15 protein-coding genes are annotated in these 14,177 nt (G+C 69.9%); all 15 read left to right on the top strand.

Annotation, left to right across the window (positions count from 1 at the left end; translation table 11 throughout):
- The first annotated feature begins 39 nt into the window (after window positions 1-39).
- Entirely contained in the window at window positions 40-1,224 is a 1,185-nt protein-coding gene (locus AC1DXX_RS00810) for a CaiB/BaiF CoA transferase family protein (protein ID WP_478132257.1), read from the top strand.
- Window positions 1,225-1,294: 70 nt separating this feature from the next.
- A complete protein-coding gene (locus tag AC1DXX_RS00805) occupies window positions 1,295-2,308 on the top strand; it encodes an AraC family transcriptional regulator (RefSeq protein ID WP_478132256.1) in 1,014 nt (337 codons plus the stop codon).
- Window positions 2,309-2,406: 98 nt separating this feature from the next.
- Window positions 2,407-3,918 (top strand): class I adenylate-forming enzyme family protein, encoded by a 1,512-nt coding sequence (locus tag AC1DXX_RS00800; protein ID WP_478132255.1) that lies wholly within the window; start codon window positions 2,407-2,409, stop codon window positions 3,916-3,918.
- Window positions 3,915-4,334, top strand: coding sequence for a PaaI family thioesterase (locus AC1DXX_RS00795; protein WP_478132254.1), 420 nt, complete (start codon window positions 3,915-3,917; stop codon window positions 4,332-4,334). Before AC1DXX_RS00800 ends, AC1DXX_RS00795 begins: the two co-directional genes overlap by 4 nt.
- Before the next feature lie 31 nt (window positions 4,335-4,365).
- Window positions 4,366-5,331 (top strand): tripartite tricarboxylate transporter substrate binding protein, encoded by a 966-nt coding sequence (locus AC1DXX_RS00790; protein ID WP_478132253.1) that lies wholly within the window; start codon window positions 4,366-4,368, stop codon window positions 5,329-5,331.
- Between the two features lie 17 nt (window positions 5,332-5,348).
- Window positions 5,349-6,167, top strand: coding sequence for an SDR family oxidoreductase (locus tag AC1DXX_RS00785; protein ID WP_478132252.1), 819 nt, complete (start codon window positions 5,349-5,351; stop codon window positions 6,165-6,167).
- Entirely contained in the window at window positions 6,164-6,598 is a 435-nt protein-coding gene (locus AC1DXX_RS00780; protein WP_478132251.1) for a PaaI family thioesterase, read from the top strand. The genes AC1DXX_RS00785 and AC1DXX_RS00780 overlap by 4 nt, the downstream gene beginning before the upstream one ends.
- Window positions 6,599-6,707: 109 nt before the next feature.
- Entirely contained in the window at window positions 6,708-7,892 is a 1,185-nt protein-coding gene (locus AC1DXX_RS00775) for a lipid-transfer protein (RefSeq protein ID WP_478132324.1), read from the top strand.
- 1 nt (window position 7,893) lies between these two features.
- Window positions 7,894-8,337, top strand: a complete 444-nt coding sequence (locus AC1DXX_RS00770) for a MaoC family dehydratase N-terminal domain-containing protein (RefSeq protein ID WP_478132250.1) — start codon at window positions 7,894-7,896, stop codon at window positions 8,335-8,337.
- 14 nt (window positions 8,338-8,351) lie between these two features.
- Window positions 8,352-8,780, top strand: a complete 429-nt coding sequence (locus AC1DXX_RS00765; protein ID WP_478132249.1) for a MaoC family dehydratase — start codon at window positions 8,352-8,354, stop codon at window positions 8,778-8,780.
- Between the two features lie 22 nt (window positions 8,781-8,802).
- Window positions 8,803-9,636 carry an SDR family NAD(P)-dependent oxidoreductase gene (locus AC1DXX_RS00760; RefSeq protein WP_478132248.1) on the top strand — a complete coding sequence of 278 codons (834 nt, stop codon included), beginning with the start codon at window positions 8,803-8,805 and terminating at the stop codon, window positions 9,634-9,636.
- Window positions 9,633-10,799 carry an acyl-CoA dehydrogenase family protein gene (locus AC1DXX_RS00755; RefSeq protein ID WP_478132247.1) on the top strand — a complete coding sequence of 389 codons (1,167 nt, stop codon included), beginning with the start codon at window positions 9,633-9,635 and terminating at the stop codon, window positions 10,797-10,799. Before AC1DXX_RS00760 ends, AC1DXX_RS00755 begins: the two co-directional genes overlap by 4 nt.
- Window positions 10,796-12,469: a long-chain-fatty-acid--CoA ligase gene (locus AC1DXX_RS00750; protein ID WP_478132246.1), complete on the top strand. Its 1,674-nt coding sequence runs from the start codon at window positions 10,796-10,798 to the stop codon at window positions 12,467-12,469. The genes AC1DXX_RS00755 and AC1DXX_RS00750 overlap by 4 nt, the downstream gene beginning before the upstream one ends.
- Window positions 12,466-13,257: an enoyl-CoA hydratase/isomerase family protein gene (locus tag AC1DXX_RS00745; RefSeq protein WP_478132245.1), complete on the top strand. Its 792-nt coding sequence runs from the start codon at window positions 12,466-12,468 to the stop codon at window positions 13,255-13,257. The genes AC1DXX_RS00750 and AC1DXX_RS00745 overlap by 4 nt, the downstream gene beginning before the upstream one ends.
- A 14-nt stretch (window positions 13,258-13,271) precedes the next feature.
- Complete coding sequence (locus AC1DXX_RS00740; RefSeq protein WP_478132323.1) at window positions 13,272-14,177, top strand: SDR family NAD(P)-dependent oxidoreductase; 906 nt, start codon at window positions 13,272-13,274, stop codon at window positions 14,175-14,177.

Here is a 14,177-nt window from a genome sequence, read left to right as displayed (position 1 = left end):
ATTGCCGCGGTGCCCTGCACCGCCTAGATTGCAGGCCACATGACCTCCTCTTCCCTTGAATCCCCGGCGAGCGCATCCACGGGCGCACCGCTCGCCGGCGTGCGCGTTCTCGACCTGACCCGGCTGCTGCCGGGGCCGCTCGGCACCATGCACCTGGCCGACCTCGGCGCCGACGTCGTCAAGATCGAAGACACCGGCGCCGGCGACTACGCGAGCCCCGCCGTGCGCGCGCTCGTCAACCGCAACAAGCGCGCGATCCGCATCGACCTCAAGCATCCGCAGGGCGTGGCCACGCTGCTTCGCCTGTGCCGCAATGCCGACGTGCTGGTCGAGGGCTTCCGGCCCGGCGTGATGCAGCGGCTCGGCGTGGGCTACGAGGCGGTGGCGGCCGCGAACCCGCGCATCGTCTACTGCAGCATCAGCGGCTTCGGCCAGACCGGCCCGCTGTGCGACACGCCGGGGCACGACCTGAACTACGCGGCGCTCGCGGGCGTGGCCGACCAGATCGGCAATGCCGCGGGCCCTGCCCTGTCGAACCTGCCCGTGGCCGATCTGCTGGGCGGCACCATGACCGCGGTGGCGGGCATTCTGGCCGCGCTGTTCGATGCCGCGCGCAGCGGCCGCGGACGGCATGTCGACATCGCCATGGCCGACGGCGTGCTGGCCCATGCGGTGCTGCCGCTGGCCGGCCTGCACCAGCACGGCCAGGTGGCGCGCATCGGCCACAGCGCGCTGACGGGTTCCCTCGCCTGCTACGGCTTCTACCGCACGGCCGACGACCGGCAGGTGGCCGTCGGCGCGCTGGAGCCGAAGTTCTGGAACGACCTGTGCCGCCTGCTGGAGCGCCCCGACCTCGCGCCCCTGCACCGCAGCGGCGATGCCGCCACCGAGGAAGGCCTGCGCGCGGAGCTGGCCGCCATCTTCGGTGCGCGGCCGCTCGCACACTGGCGCGGCCTGTTCCACGACGGGGTGGGCTGCGTGACGCCGGTGCTGCGCATCGACGAGACGCTCACGCATCCGCATTTCCGCGCGCGCGGCATGCGCGTTGCGGCCGATGATGCGGCGCCGCCGCAACTCGGCTGTCCCATCAAGATGACCGGCTTCGAGCCATCCGTTCCGCGGCCCGCCCCGCACGCCGGGGAGCACACCGACGAGATCCTGCGGCAGGCCGGGCTCGACGCACCGGCCGTGGCCGAACTGCGGGCGGCCGGCGCCATCGGCTGAGGCGCCTCCAGTGCCTCCCGCAGGGGCGCTGCCTACAATCCCACCGGCCGAGTTGCCACGGCCGCCATCGATGACGCTCACCCACCACACCGTTGCCATCCAGCAGGTGCACAGCATCCTGATGGGCGCGCGCCATCGCGGCATCGATGCGGCTGGCGTGCTGGCCAGGGCGGGCATCGCGCCCTCGCTGCTGGAGTCGCCGCTGGCGCGCATCTCGCAGCGCCAGTACGCGCTGCTGATCCGCGCGCTGCGGCGCCAACTGCGCGACGAGATCTGGGGCCTGCTGAGCGGCCCGCTGCCGCCCGGCAGCTTCGGCCAGTGCATGCGCCAGCTGGTGCGCTGTGCCACGCTGGGCGAGGCCCTGCGCGACGGCTTCGCCGCCTATCACCTGCTGCTGCACGACTTCGTGCCGCGCCTCACGGTGCAGGGCGGCAGTGCGCACGTGCAGTTCGTGCTGCGGCGTGCCTCCGATGCACGGCTGGACTACGCGTTGAAGGCCTTCATGCTGTTCGCCTTCAACGCCTCGTCCTGGCTGGTGGCGCGCCGCATTCCGCTGCTCGAGGTCGACTACACGGCCGAGCAGACGAACACCGAAACCTCGCGTGTCTACCAGGTGCCGATCCGCTACGGCCAGGCGCACGTCGGCATGTCGTTCGAGGCGCGCTGGCTCGACCTGCCGGTGGTGCAGTCGCCGCAGAGCCTGCGCGAATTCCTCGCCGGATCGCCGGCCAACCTGATCGTGAAGTACCGCGACACCAGCAGCCTCACCGAGCGCATCCGCCGGCTGCTGCGCAAGGGGCTGGGCAGCGAGCTGCCGTCGCTGGAGGAAGTGGGCGATGCGCTCGCCGTGACGCCGCAGACGCTGCGCCGGCGCCTGCGCGACGAAGGCCGCGGCTTCCAGCAGATCAAGGACGAACTGCGGCGCGATGCCGCCATCGAATACCTGCTGCACACGCCACTGCCGCTGCTCGACATCGCCAACCGCGTGGGCTTCTCGGAAGCCAGCACCTTCCACCGCGCCTTCAAGCAGTGGACCGGCGTGGCGCCCGGCGAATACCGCCTGACGCACGCCCCGGAACGCTGAGCGGTTTCGCCAAGCCCTTTGGCGCTTCCCGCCATGGGTGCGGGGCGCGGCCCGGCCTAAGCTTTGCCGCATCTTCGTTACCAGTCGGCGGCTTCATCGTGTACCTGACCCAAGGCCTGCATCGCGCGCTCCAGCGCAACGCCGACATGACGGCGCTCACCCATGTCGGCGACAGCGGCGTGCGCCGCCAGACGCATGCGCAGCTGTCGAACGGCGTGGCCCGGCAGGCGGCCGCGTTGGCACGGCGCGGCATCGTGCGCGGCGACCGCGTGGCGCTGCTCGCACCCAACAGCGACCAGCTGGTGCGGGGCATCCTCGCATGCTGGTGGCTGGGTGCCGTCGCCTGCCCCTTGAACATCCGCTGGAGCACGCCCGAGCTCGCGCATGCGCTGCAGGACAGCGAAGCCTCGCTGCTGCTCGTCGACGACACGCTGCAGGCGCTGGCGCCCAGCGGCGAGACCGCGCTGCTGCGCCTGGCCGCGCTGGAAGAGGAAAGCGCCGGGCTGGAGCCGCTGACCGACACGCGCACCGGCGGCGACGCGCTCGCCGCCATTCTCTATACCGGCGGCACCACCGGCCGCTCCAAGGGCGTGATGCTGAGCCACGCGAACTTCTGGACCGCGTCGATGACCCGGGGCGCCGAGCTCAACAATGCGCCGGACTCGGTGTCGCTGCTGGTGGCACCGCTGTTCCACGTCGCGGGCCTCGGCCGGCTGGTGGGCCAGCTGATCGTCGGCGGCAGTTGCGTGACGATGGCGCAGTTCCGGCCCGCGTCGGTGATCGAGGCGATCGCGGCGCACCGCATCGGCGACATCATCGTGGTGCCGAGCATGCTGCAGTCGCTGCTGGACGATCCTTCGTTCACGCCCGAGCGCGTGCGCAGCCTCACGCGCATCGCGTTCGGCGCCGCACCGATGCCACCGGACTTGCTCGACCGCGCGCTGGCCGCGTGGCCGCATGCCGAGTTCTTCCAGGCCTACGGCCTCACCGAAACCGCAGGTGCCGTGTGCATCAACCTGCCGGCCAACCACCGGCCCGAAGCACGCGCGCTCGGCCGCCTGAACGCCGTCGGCCGCGCCGGACTCGGCGCCGAGATCATCGTCGCCGACGAGAGCGGCCGCGAGTTGCCGCGCGGCGAGGTGGGCGAGATCCTGGCGCGCGGGCCGATGGTGATGCAGGGCTACTGGCGCAACCCCGAGGCCACGGCCGCCGCGCTGCAGGGCGGCTGGCTGCGCACCGGCGATGCCGGCCGCATGCTGGACGACGGCTACCTGTTCATCGTCGACCGCCTGAAGGACATGATCATCAGCGGCGGCGAGAACGTGTACTGCGCCGAGGTGGAGGCCGCGCTGCGCAGCCATCCCCAGGTCAGGCAGGCGGCGGTCATCGGCGTGCCGGACGCGCGCTGGGGCGAGGCGGTGCACGCGGCGGTCGTGATGGCCGAGGGCGCCGACGGCACCGCGGCCACGGCCGACGCGCTGCGCGCCTGGTGCCGTGAGCGCCTGGCCGGCTACAAATGCCCGCGCGGCATCACCTTTTTGCGCGAACTGCCGCTGTCGGCCGCGGGCAAGGTGCTGAAGAACGTGCTGCGCGAGCGGGTGCAGACATGAAGCCCGTCAGGGGCACAGACGGCCGTAACCTGTTCGGCCAGGTGCCGTTCACGCGCCTGCTGGGCGCGCGCCGCGAGTTCTCCGAAGGCGGCCGCGCGCGCCTCGTCATCGACGAGCGGCCTGAACTCGGCAACGTCATCGGTGCCGTGCATGGCGGCGTGCTGGTCACGCTGCTCGACGTGGTCATGGCGAGCGCCGCCGTGTCGCTGTTCGACTTCGCGCGCACCGCCGTCACGCTCAACCTCAGCACCAGCTTCCACGCGCCGGGCCGCGGCCGGCTCACGGCCGACGGCGAAGTGGTGCAGCACGACGCCAGCATCGCCTGGTGCCGTGCCTCGGTCACCGATGACGGCGGCCGGGTCGTCGCGCGTGCGCAGGGCTCCTTCCGCTACCTGCCGCTGCCGCAGGCCGCCTGACCCGCAATTTCAAACGACAGGAGACAACACCATGACGAAGATGCATCGCCGCGCGGCCCTGGCCGCACTGGCCGCCTGCGCGCTGGCCGCGCCGCTGGCGCAGGCCGCCGACCCTTACCCGCACAAGCCAATCCAACTCGTGCTGCCATTTCCGCCCGGCGGCTCCTTCGACCCGATCTTCCGCACGCTGGCCGAGGCCGCCTCCAGGGACCTGGGACAGCCCATCGTRCTGATGCACAGGCCGGGCGCGGGCGGCGTCACCGGCACCGCATCGCTCGCGACCATGAACGAAGCCGACGGCTACACGATCGCGGTCATGCACAACTCGGTGATCCGCGCACCGCTGGTGCAGAAGGTGACCTGGGACCCTCTCAAGGATTTCACCTACCTGATCGGGCTGGCCGGGCTCACCACCGGCATCGTGGTGGCCTCCGATGCGCCCTGGAAGTCGCTGCCCGAGCTGCTGGCAGACGCGAAGAAGCGTCCCGGCGTCGTCAGCTGGGGCAACGTCGGTGCGATCAGCATCAACCGCATCTACGCCGAGCGGCTCGCCAGGCAGGCGGGCACCTCCTTCAACCTGGTGCCCTACAAGGGCGGCAGCGAGGCTTTCCAGGCGGTGATCGGGCGCCATCTCGACGTCTACGGCGACCCCGGCTTCGGGCCCCAGGTTCAGGGCGGCAAGGTGCGCCTGCTCGCCACCTTCACCGCGGAGCGCCTGAAACGCTACGACGTGCCGACCGTGAAGGAGCTGGGTCATGACATGGTGATCGAATCGCCGGTGGGCCTGGTGGCACCGAAGAACCTCGATCCGAAGATCGCCACCAGGCTGCACGCGGCCTTCAGCAAGGCTGCGGCGGACCCCACCTACCTCCAGCAGCTGGAGCTGTTCGACATGCAGCCCAAGCTGATGACCGGCGAGAGCTATGCCGACTACGCCCGTGCCCAGTTCGAGCGCGAGCGGAAGATGCTGGCCGAGATCGGCTTCAAGCCAGAGTGACAGGAGCAATGAACCCCATGGACTTTTCCGCATTCGATTTCAAGGGCCGCCACGTGGCCGTGGCCGGTGGCTCCAGCGGCATCAACTTCGGCATCGCGCAGGCCTTCGCGCGCGCCGGTGCGCGCCTCACGGTGCTCAGCCGCTCGGCCGACAAGGTGGCAGCGGCCGCGCAGCAGCTCGAAGCGCTCGGCACGCAGGCGCTCGGCATTCCGGCCGACGTGCGCCAGCCCGAGGCGCTGGAACGCGCCTTCGCGCAGGGCGCGCAGCGTTTCGGCCCCATCGACGTGCTGGTCTCGGGCGCGGCGGGCAACTTCCTCGCCAGTGCGCTCGACATGTCGCCCAACGCCTTCAAGACCGTGATCGACATCGACCTGCTGGGCAGCTTCAACGTCGCCCGGCTGGCGCATGCGCATCTGCGCCAACCCGGCGCCTGCGTGATCCAGATCTCCGCCGGGCAGGCCTTCACGCCGACGCCCTTCCAGGCCCATGTGTGCGCGGCCAAGGCGGGGGTCGACATGCTGACGCAGGTGCTGGCGCTGGAGTGGGGTCCGCAGGGCATCCGCATCAACTCCATCGTGCCCGGGCCGATCGCCGACACCGAAGGCCTGAAGCGGCTCGCGCCCACCGACGACACGATGAAGGCCATGGCCGAGCGCGTGCCACTGAAGCGCCTGGGCCGCATCGAGGACATCAGCCGCATGGCGATGATGCTCGCGAGCGACTGGGGCTCGTACATCACGGGCGCCGTCATTCCTGTCGACGGCGGCCTTGCGCTGACGGGGCCGCGCGACTTCACGGCGGCAGCCGCCGCGTCGAAGCGGGGAGCCACGCCATGAGCCTGCACCTCGCGAGCGCGCCGCAAGAAGGCGACGACCGGCCGCGCAGCGGGCCGCAGCGTTACGTGCCCTTCTCCGAGCACCTGGGCCTGCGGGTCGAGCGGGCCGAAGGCGGTGAATCCGTGGTGTCGGTGGCGCTGCGCCCCGAACTGCTGAACAACCACGCCAACGGCCACGGCGGCGTGCTGATGACCCTGCTCGACAGCGCGATGGCCCATGCCGCGCTATCGCGCGTCGACTACGCGCGAGAGGTCGTCACGGTCGACATGCACATCGCCTTCATGCGGCCCGCGAGCGGGCTGCTGCAGGCGCAAGGGCGCGCCACCGGCGGCGGCCGCTCGGTGTGTTTCTGCGAAGCCACCGTCACCGACGCCTGCGGCGAAGTGGCGGCGCGCGCGATGGGCACCTTCCGCTATCGCGAGCCCGCATGAGCGTTTCGGCCAATCGTTTTGGGCCGATCCGCGATTGTCGATGCCCGCACGTCGGCCGAGACTTCATTCCATCGTCACCGCGTCTCACCCAGGAGTTTCAATGACACGTATGCAGCGCCCCGTCCATGTGGTCGGCGTGGGCATGATTCCCTTCACCAAGCCCGGCGCCAGCGACCCGTACACCGTGATGGGAGCGCGCGCCGCGAAGCTCGCGCTCGACGACGCCGGCGTCGACTATTCGCTGGTGCAACAGGCCTATGTGGGCTATGTCTACGGCGACTCCACCGCCGGGCAGGCCGCCATCTACGGCGTCGGCCTCAGCGGCATTCCGGTCTTCAACCTCAACAACAACTGTTCCACCGGCTCCAGCGCGCTGTTCCTCGCGCGCCAGGCGGTCGAAAGCGGCATGGTCGAGTGCGCCATCGCGCTCGGCTTCGAGCAGATGCAGCCCGGCGCACTCAAGGGCGCCTACGACGATCGGCCCTCGCCGATGGCGCGCTTCGCCGAGGTGATGACGCAGAAGCAAGGCTTCGTTCCGGAAGCGCCGCGCGCCGCGCAGTTCTTCGGCGGCGCCGGCCGCGACTACATGGCGCAGCACGGCATCCGCCGCGACACCTTCGGCCGCATCTCGGTGAAGGCCCGCCAGCATGCCGCGCGCAACCCGCTCGCGGTGTTCCGCCAGACGCTGACCCTGGACGAGGTGATGGCCTCGCCGCTGGTGTTCGATCCGCTCACGCGCTTCCAGTGCTGCCCGCCCACCTGCGGCGCGGCCGCGGCCATCGTCTGCTCGGCCGAGTTCGCGCAGAAGCATGGCCTGGACATGCGCGTGGTGATCGCGGCGCAGGCGATGACCACCGACACGCCCTCCACCTTCGAGAGCAAGGACATGCGCAAGCTGGTCGGCTACGACATGACCGCCGCCGCGGCCCGGCAGGTGTACGAAGACGCCGGCATCGGTCCCGAGKAACTGGACGTGGTGGAACTGCACGACTGCTTCACCGCCAACGAACTCATCACCTACGAGGCGCTGGGCCTCACGCCCGAGGGCACGGCCGAGCGCTTCATCGTCGAGGGCGACAACACCTATGGCGGGCGCGTGGTGACCAATCCCTCGGGCGGTCTGTTGTCCAAGGGCCATCCGCTCGGCGCCACCGGTCTGGCGCAATGCGCGGAGCTGGTGTGGCAACTGCGCGGCCGGGCCGAGCAGCGCCAGGTGGAAGGCGCGCGCCTCGCGCTGCAGCACAACCTGGGCCTGGGCGGCGCCTGCGTGGTGACGCTGTACCAAGCCGTTTGAGATGATCGATCGCCGCCACATCGGCCACCAGCTCCCGCCGTTCCAGGTGGAAGTGGAAAAAGGCCGCCTGCGCTTCTTCGCCAAGGCCACGGGCCAGACGGACCCGATCTACATTGACGAGGCCGCCGCGCGCGATGCGGGGCACCCGGGCCTGCCGGTGCCGCCCACCTTCTTCTTCTGCCTGGAGATGGAGGCGCCGAACCCGGCCGCCATTCGCGAGCTGCTGGGCATGGACTACCGCAGCCTGCTGCACGGCGAGCAGGGCTTCAGCTACCACGCGATGGCCTACGCCGGCGACACGTTGACCTTCCGCCAGCACATCGAGGACATCTACGACAAGAAGAACGGCGCGCTCGAGTTCGTCGTGCGCAAGACCCACGTCAGCAACCAGCACGGCGAACTCGTGGCCGAGCTGCGCTGCGTGACCGTGGTGCGCAACCCATGACCGGAAGCCTCACCATGACGACCACCGCCCTTCCCGACTGGAACGCGCTGCAGCCCGGCGATGCCCTGCCCCCGCTGGAACTGCCGCCGATCAGCCGGCTCGACCTGGCGCTGTACTGCGGCGCCTCGGGCGACCACAACCCGATCCACGTCGACATCGATTTCGCGAAGTCCGCGGGCATGCCCGACGTCTTCGCGCACGGCATGCTGTCGGCGGCCTGGCTCGCGCGGCTGTTGACGAACTGGGCGCCGCAGTCGGCGATCCGCTCGCTCGAGGTGCGCTTTGCCGCCCTCACCCATGTGGGCGAGCGCATCGGCTGCACCGGCACCGTCGCCGAGAAATTCGAGCACGAGGGCCGGCGCAGCGTGCGGCTGAAGGTCGCAAGCACCGACGCGAACGGCGCCATCAAGCTGAGCGGCGAAGCCGTCGTCGCCTGGCACTGACACACCCCCGAGGAGACAACACATGAACAGCAGCAGAAAGCTCGAAGGCAAGGTTGCCATCGTCTCCGGCTCCGGCCGCGGCATCGGGCGCGAGATCGCGCTCAAGCTGGCGAGCGACGGCGCCCGCGTCGTCATCAACGACCTCGACGCCGAGCCGGCCGCGCAGACCGTCAACGACATCGTGGCCGCGGGCGGCAGCGCCATCGCCTGCGCCGGCAGCGTGACGGACAGCGGCTTTGCCGACCGCTTCGTGCGCACCGCCGTCGACAGCTATGGCGGCCTGGACATCATCGTCAACAACGCCGGCTACACCTGGGACAACGTGGTGCAGAAGATGAGCGACGAGCAGTGGGAAGCCATGCTGGCCGTGCACCTGACCGCGCCCTTCCGCATCCTGCGCGCCGCCTCCAGCTTCATCCGCGATGCCACCAGGCGCGAGGCCGACGAAGGCCAGGAAGTGTTCCGCAAGGTGGTCAACATCTCGTCCACCTCCGGCGTGTACGGCAACGCGGGCCAGGCCAACTACGCGGCCGCCAAGGCCGGCATCAACGGCCTGACCAAGGCGATGGCCAAGGAGTGGGGGCGCTACAAGGTCACGGTCAACAGCGTTGCCTTCGGCCTGATCAAGACCCGGCTGACCGAAGCCGATGCCAGCGCGGGCGCCAGCATCGACATCGAGGGCCGGCAGATCAAGGTCGGGGTCAACCCGCAGATCCTCAAGAACGCCGAAGCCCTGATCCCGCTCGGCCGCGGCGGCACGCCGCAGGAAGCGGCGGGCGCGGTCTACCTGTTCTGCATTCCGGAGTCGAACTATGTGAGCGGGCAGGTGCTGGTCTGCGGAGGCGGCCGGCCATGACCGGCGGGGCCGTTGCCACGCGGCCGTGGATGAACGAAGAACTCGAGATGCTGCGCGACAGCGCACGCCGCTTCTTCGAGCGCGAGTGCGTGCCCAACGAGCCGCGCTGGCGCGCGCAGCACCATGCCGACCGCGACATCTGGACCCAGGCCGGTGCGGCCGGGCTGCTGTGCGCCAGCATCCCCGAGGAATACGGCGGCGGCGGCGGCAGCTTCCTGCACGAGGCGGTGATCTGCGAGGAGCAGATGCGCGCCATGGCGCAGAGCTTCAGCAACAACGTGCACAGCGGCATCGTCGCCCACTACCTGCTGGCCTACGGCACCGAGGCGCAGAAGCTGCGTTGGCTGCCGCGCATGGCCAGCGGCGAGCTGGTGGCGGCCATCGCGATGACCGAGCCCGGCGCCGGCACCGACCTGCAGCGCATCAAGACGCAGGCGCGGCGCGACGGCGACCACTGGCGCATCAGCGGCAGCAAGACCTTCATCACCAACGGCATGCACGCCGGCCTGGTCTGCGTCGCGGCCAAGACCGATGCGGCCGCCGGCGGCAAGGGCATCTCGCTGCTGATGGTGGAGACCGAAGGCACGGCGGGCTTTCGCCGCGGGCCGCTGCTCGACAAGATGGGCCAGAAGACGCTGGACACCACAGAGCTGTTCTTCGACGACGTGCGCGTGCCGGCCGACAACCTGCTGGGCGGCCAGGAGGGCTGCGGCTTCGCGCAGCTCATGGCGCAGCTGCCGCGCGAGCGCATGCTGATCGCCGTCGGCGCGGTGGCGACCATGCAGCGCGCGATCGGCGACACGCTCGACTACGTGCGCGACCGCCAGGTGTTCGGCCAGCCGCTTTTGAAGATGCAGAACACCCGCTTCAAGCTCGCCGAGTGCGAGACGCAGGCGCAGGTGGCGCGCGCCTTCGTGGACGACTGCATCGCCCGCCTGATGCGCGGCGAACTCGACGTGCCGACGGCCGCCATGGCCAAGTGGTGGACCACCGACGCCTGCTGCCGCATCGTCGACGAATGCCTGCAGCTGCACGGCGGCTACGGCTTCATGAACGAATACCCGATCGCGCGGCTGTATGCCGACGTGCGCGTCGGCCGCATCTATGGTGGTGCCAACGAGGTGATGAAAGAGATCATCGCGCGGGCCATGGAGAGGCAATGATGGCCCAGGGTGAACATCCGCACTTCCGTTTCTGGCCCAAGGGCGTCGCACGCGAGCTGGTCGTGCCGCAGGCGACGCTGCCGGAGTACCTCGAGGTCGCGGCGCGGCGGTATCCCGAAAAGGCCGCGATCGTCTACTGTGGCAGCGTCGTCCGCTATGCCGAACTCCAGCAGCGCGTGGCTGCGATGTCGGCCTGGCTGCGCGACACGCTCAAGCTGCAGCGCGGCGACCGCGTGCTGGTGGCCAGCCAGAACTGCCCACAGTTCGTGGTCGCGTGCTACGCGATCCTGCGCGCGGGCGGCGTGGTGGTGCCCGTGAATCCGATGAGCAAGGTCCAGGAGGTTCGGTACTACGCCGAGAACAGTGGCGCGCGCATTGCGTTCGTGGCGCAGGAGCTGCTGGAGCACTTCGAGCCGGGCCTGTTCGAGCGGATCGTCGTGCACGCGTACAGCGAGGCCGTGGCGGATGCCTCCGACGAGATTCCGGACTGGGTGCTCGAGCCGCTGCGTCCGATCTCGCGGCCCGATTGCGCGGGCTGGGCCAGCATGCCGGCCACCGGCGATGGCGCCGATCCGGGCGTGCGCCCCATGGATCTCGCCATCCTGCCCTACACCTCGGGCACCACCGGCCACCCCAAGGGCTGCATGCACACCCACCAGACGGTGATCGCGTCCCTGGCCGCCTCGCACGTCTGGAAGGGCCTGCATTGCGAGACGGTGGTGCTGGCTGTCGCACCGCTGTTCCACATGCTCGGCCTGCAGAACGGCATGAACATGCCGATCTTCCTGGGCGGCACCTCGGTGATGCTCCCACGCTGGAATCCGGCCCTGGCCGCCCGGCTGATCGAGCGCCATCGCGTCACCGCGTGGACAGCCCCGCCGGCAATGATCCTGGACTTCTTCGCGAACCCCGAGGTGGCGCATCGCGACATCTCCAGCCTGACCCTGCTCTCCGGCGGCGCCGCGGCCATGCCGGAAGCGGTGGCGACGATGATGCAGCAGCGATACGGCATCACCTACAACGAAGGCTACGGCCTGACGGAAACCGCCTCCTTCCTGCAGGCCAACCCGCTCGCGCGCGGCAAGCGCCAGTGCCTGGGCATCCCGGCGCAGGGCGTGGACACCCGCATCGTGGATCCGCTGACGCTGAGCGAACTTCCGCAGGGCGAGCTGGGCGAACTGGTCACCCACGCGCCGCAGAACACCGTCGGCTACTGGCGCAACCCGCAGGCCGACCGCGAAGCTTTCTTCGAGCTGGAGGGCAAGCGCTTCTTCCGTACCGGCGACCTGGCCTACGTGGACGCAGAAGGCTACTTCTTCATGCGCGACCGCCTCAAGCGAATGATCAACAGCTCGGGCTACAAGGTCTGGCCGGCCGAGGTGGAGAACATGATGTACGAGCATCCGGCGATCCACGAGGCCTGCATCATCGGCGTGCCCGACGCCAGGCAGGGCGAGGCGGTGAAGGCGATCGTCTCGCTCAAGCCCGCCTTCCGCGGCGAGGTACAGGCGCAGGACATCGTCGATTGGGCACGCAGCCGCATGGCGGTCTACAAGGCGCCCCGTCTCGTGGAATTCGTGGACGCCCTGCCCAAGTCGGGCACCGGCAAGATCCTCTGGCGCGAGCTGCAGGAGCAGCATCGCGCCTCGGCAGCAAAGGAGTCCTCATGAGCGTTCGCTTCGAGCGCCGCGGCACCACGGCCGTGGTCACCCTCGATCACCCCGCCACCCGCAACTCGCTCACCCCCGAGCTGAAGGAGGGCCTGGCCGCCGCCATCGCGCAGGTCAAGGCGGACAGCGGCATGCGCGCCGTGGTGATCACCGGCGCCAATGGCGCCTTCTGCGCGGGCGGCGACCTGCGCGGCATCGCCGCAGCCGGCAAGCTTGAAAGCGACGGCATGCGCGCACGCATGCACGGCACGCACGCGATCTTCCGCGAGCTGCTGTCATTGGATCGCCCCGTCATCGCCGCCGTGGACGGTGCGGCCTACGGTGCCGGCTTCAGCCTGGCGCTGGCGGCGGACTTCGTGCTGGTGACGCCGCGCGCCCGCTTCTGCATGGTCTTCATGCGGATCGGGCTCGTCCCGGACTGCGGCGCCACCTACACCCTGCCGCGCATCGTCGGCGCGCAGCGTGCCCGCGAGCTGTTCCTTTCGTCCAGGGAAGTGGACGCGCGAGAGGCGCTGGCGCTCGGCATCGCGATGGAGCAGCACGAGCAGGCCGCGCTGCTGCCGCGGGCGCTGGCGCTGGCAGACAGCTTTGCCGGCGCCTCGCCGCTGGCCGTGAGCCTGGTCAAGCGCATCGCGCTCGACGCGGGCGCCATGGAAGCCGCCTTCGAGGCCGAGGCCAACGGCCAGGCGCTGTGCTTCCAGACCACGCCGCACCGCGAGGCGGTGCAGCGGTTCTTCGACAAGCAGCCGTCGGCCTTCCAGTGGCCGGCGCGCACCGACAAGGAGTGAAACGCATGAACAGGATGATGGAGAACAAGGTCGTCGTCGTCACCGGCRCCGGCGGCGGCATCGGCCGCGACATCGCGCTGGCAATGGCGCGCGAAGGGGCCCGGGTCGTGGTCAACGACATCGGTGCCTCGGTGGCCGGCGAAGGCAAGAGCGAAGGCCCCGCGCAGGCCGTGGTCGACGAGATCAAGGCCTTCGGCGGCCAGGCGGTGGCCAATGCCGACAGCGTGTCGGAGCAGGCCGCCGCGGCGCGCATCGTCGGCACGGCGGTGGAGGCCTTCGGCCGCATCGACGTCGTCGTCAACAACGCTGGCATCCTGCGCGACCGCTTCTTCCACAAGATGAGCGCCGAAGAGTGGGACGCGGTGATCAAGGTGCACCTGTACGGCAGCTTCCACGTGAGCCGCGCCGCCGCCACGCACTTCAAGGAGCAGGAAAGCGGCTGCTTCGTGCACATGACCTCCACCTCCGGGCTGGTCGGCAACCTGGGCCAGGCCAACTACAGCGCGGCCAAGCTCGGCATCGCGGCGCTGTCGAAGTCCATCGCGCTCGACATGCAGAAGTTCAACGTGCGCTCCAACTGCATCTCGCCCTTTGCATGGAGCCGGATGATCGGCTCCATCCCGACCGAGACGCCCGAGGAGCAGGCGCGCGTCGATCGGCTGAAGCAGATGACGCCCGCCAAGATCGCGCCGCTGGCCGTCTGCCTGGCCAGCGATGCTGCGAAGGACGTCAACGGCCAGATCTTCGCCGTTCGCAACAACGAGATCTTCCTCATGAGCCAGCCGCGGCCCGTGCGCTCGGTGCACCGCAGCGAAGGCTGGAGCCCGCAGACCGTGGCCAGCCATGCGCTGCCCGCGCTGAAGGCGAGCTTCTACGACCTGGCGCGTTCGGCCGACGTGTTCAGCTGGGATCCGGTCTGA

It is taken from the genome of Variovorax sp. P4_B10 (assembly GCF_056402375.1).
This window is presented reverse-complemented; position numbering and strand designations above follow the sequence as displayed.